Raw genomic sequence first — 2,220 nt, 5'->3', positions numbered from 1 at the left:
CAGCTGAAAGACTATGCGATGGGTGCATTCCCGCTCTGTCATGCAGAAGTGGCAACCCAGGTTCACGATAAAGACCACAACGACATCACCTTCGCAACCAATATCCCTGTACTGACCGAAGTGCACGATAAAGCATTCGTAACCGGCTCAGGTATTACAATTCCACCTGATCCAACCGGTAATGTGAGCTTCCAGCTTTACAGCGGCCTGGATTGTATGCCGGGTAACGAAAGCGGTTCACCTGAAGTGGTCGCGTTGGGTTCTGGTAACCCAGCCATGGCGGAATCTACACCGTTTATGCCTGCTGCAGGCGAATGGTCGTTCAGTGCCAGTTATGAAGGTGATAACAACTATCCTTCAGCCAGCTTGCCGGGTGAGGACTGCGAACCGTTTACCATCATTAAACGCAACGCGACTGTGGCAACCAACATCCATGATGCCAACCATGCTGACATCACCGGTGGCAGTGCCTTTATCGGTGATACTATCCACGACAAAGCCTTTGTAACCGGCGATGGAGTAGCACCTACGCCAACAGGCACAGTTACGTTCTACCGTTATAGCTCTGGTAGCTGTACAGGTACACCAACAACTGAAACTGTAAGTCTGTCCGGCGGTATGGCTGAATCCAGTACACTGACTCTGGCTTCCCAGGGTGGTATCTCTTATCTGGCAACCTACAGTGGTGACCAGTACTACAACGAGATCAAACTCGGTGATCTGAGTACAGCTCCGGTACCTACCGGGGATTGTGAACCACTGACCGTGAATAAAGTGGATGCAAACATTGCAACCCATGTTCATGATGCTGCACATACCGATATTACCGGTAGCAGTGTCGATGTTGGTTCAACTGTGCATGATAAAGCTACCGTATCCGGTCTTTCCGGACTGCCTGTTCCATCCGGTACCGTAACCTTCTACCGTTACGCAACCGGTAACTGCAGTGGCAGCGCAGTGACTCAAACCGTGTCACTATCCGGTGGTATGGCTGAATCCAGTGGTTTTACTACCTCTGTATCCGGTGCCTTGTCTTACATCGCTGTATACAGTGGTGATGCGATCTATAACCCAATTACACTGGGCGATCTGGATCCTACAAAACCAGTACCGGAAGGTAACTGCGAACCGCTGACCATCAATAAGATCGATGCGGATATCGTGACCCACGTGCATGATGCAGCCCACTCCGACATTACTGGCGGTAGTGTAGACGTAGGCTCAACTGTTCACGATAAAGCCGATGTAAGTGGCGCACTGTCAACCCCAACAGGTAGTGTAACCTTCTACCGTTACCCAACCGGTAACTGTTCAGGTACACCAGTAACAGAAACAGTTGCTCTGTCTGGCGGTATGGCCGAGGCCAGTGACTACCTCACCACCGCATCCGGTGGATTGTCCTACGTTGCGACCTACAGTGGTGACAGCGTGTACAACCCTATCACTCTGGGTGACCTGGATACCGTTAATCCGGTTCCAACCGGTGATTGCGAACCGCTGACCGTGAATAAGATTGATGCGAACGTCGCAACCAATATCCACGAAGGTTCACGTGTCGGTCCTGGACACGACGCGACCGATATACAGGGTGGACAGGTTGATGTTGGTACTGTGATTCACGATAAAGTGACCGTATCCGGCGCACTGGGTGCACCAACAGGTACAGTGACCTTCTACCGTTACGCTACACTGGATTGTTCCGGTGCAGCTGTCAGTGACGGCCCTTGGACACTGGGCGGTGACGGTACTCAGGAATCCGGTGACGTAACCACCGAAATCGGCGAATTGTCATTCCTGGCAACCTACAGTGGTGACAGTATCTACAACCCAATCACTCTGGGTGATCTGGCGGGCAACCTGCCAGCACACTGTGAACCGTTGACTGTTGTGGGTGTGTTTGAAGCCTGTACTCCAGGTTACTGGAAACAGCCTCAGCACTTCGGTAGCTGGGCAGCACCATACAGCCCTGTACCGGTAGAGACCAAGTATGTTGATGTATTCGGTATCGCTGGCAACCTGCCAGGCCTGCCGGGTAAATACAAAGACATCACTCTGCTGGGCGCACTGGAAGCCGAAGGTAACACCGACAAAGAAGCCCTGTTGCGTCATAGTGCGGCAGCACTGCTGAATGCAGCCAACGCCGATGTGAACTATCCGCTTAGCGTGGATGAAGTGATCACTCTGGTACGTGCAGCATTCGCCAACGATACCGCAGCCGCA

Annotated in this window: 1 protein-coding gene; it reads left to right on the top strand. The window is 52.3% G+C overall.

Annotated features, from left to right (window positions below):
• The coding region (locus QKW35_RS21165) for a hypothetical protein (protein ID WP_282356369.1) at nucleotides 1-2,220 on the top strand (2,220 nt) is incomplete at both ends.

The sequence above is a fragment of the Pontibacterium granulatum genome (assembly GCF_029961155.1).
Lineage (GTDB): Bacteria > Pseudomonadota > Gammaproteobacteria > Pseudomonadales > Balneatricaceae > Pontibacterium > Pontibacterium granulatum.
The sequence above is the reverse complement of the archived record's forward strand: the minus strand, read 5'-3'. Positions and strand labels throughout refer to the sequence as shown.